The organism is Pseudoroseomonas cervicalis ATCC 49957 (assembly GCF_000164635.1).
GTDB lineage: Bacteria > Pseudomonadota > Alphaproteobacteria > Acetobacterales > Acetobacteraceae > Pseudoroseomonas > Pseudoroseomonas cervicalis.
Map to the genome: position 1 here is coordinate 1 of NZ_GG771061.1, position 1,022 is coordinate 1,022.

Genomic DNA, 1,022 nt, shown 5'->3' on the forward strand with positions numbered 1-1,022 from the left:
GAAGGGGCGGCCGCGGCGCAGCGCGCGCTGCCAGGCGCGCTCCGCCCGCGCCTGGTCGGCCGGGTGGACGATGCGGGAGAGCGACTGCACCGCCTGGTCCGGGGCCAGGCCGGTGAAGTCCTCGACGCGGGGATTGACGTAGTCGATGCGGCCATCCGGCAGGCTGGACCAGACCACCTGCGGGATCGCCTCGGCCAGGATGCGGAAGCGCAGCTCGCTCTCGCGCAGCGCGTCGGCGGCGCGGCGCTCGGCGTCGATGTCGCTGGCGGCCATCACCGCGCCGGTCACCCGGCCCTGCGCGTCGCGCACCGGCGCCGCGGTCAGGCGCAGCCAGATCATGCCGCCATCGCCGCAGCGGAAGCGGTACTCCCCGCCATCCGGCAGGCCGTGGCGCAGCGCGCGGGCGAGCGGGAACTCGTCGCCGGCGACGCGCTGGCCGTCGGGGTGGTAGGCCTCCCAGTCCTGGTCATAGGCCTCGATGCCGCGGCCGAGGCGCAGCGGCCGGCGCAGCATCTCCTCCAGCCGCCGGTTGCCGAGCAGCACGCGGCCCGAGGGCGCCTCGGCCAGCAGCAGGCCGACCGGCACGTTCTCCAGCACCGCCTTCAGCCGCGCCTCGCTCTCGCGCAGCGCGACCTGCGCCGCGCGCTCGTCGCTGACATCGCGGAAGAACAGGGTGAGCCCCTCGGCCGAGGGGTAGATGTCGGCCGAGATCCAGCGGCCGAGCGCCGGGTGGAAGGCGGTGACCGCCTGCGGCATGGCCTGCTGCGCGGCGCGCCGGCAGGCGGCGCCGAAGGGGCCGTCCTCCCAGCCGGGGAAGCTTTCTTCCAGGGGCCGCCCGACCGCCTCCCGCGCCCCGGCCTGGGCGCGGGCGCGGCCGTTCAGGTAGGTGACGCGGCCGCCGGCATCGAGCACCAGCACGCTGTCGGTGGTGCTCTCCAGCACGGTCTGCAGCCGCGCGGTCAGCGCCAGCCGCTCGGCGCGCAGCGCGTCGCGCTCGGCGGCGGCGTCGGTCAGGGTGGCGG

Annotated in this window: 1 protein-coding gene; it reads right to left on the reverse strand. The window is 76.9% G+C overall.

The features are described 5' to 3' along the window. The coding region (locus HMPREF0731_RS21720) for a PAS domain-containing protein (protein ID WP_040614371.1) at positions 1–1,022 on the reverse strand (1,022 nt) is incomplete at both ends.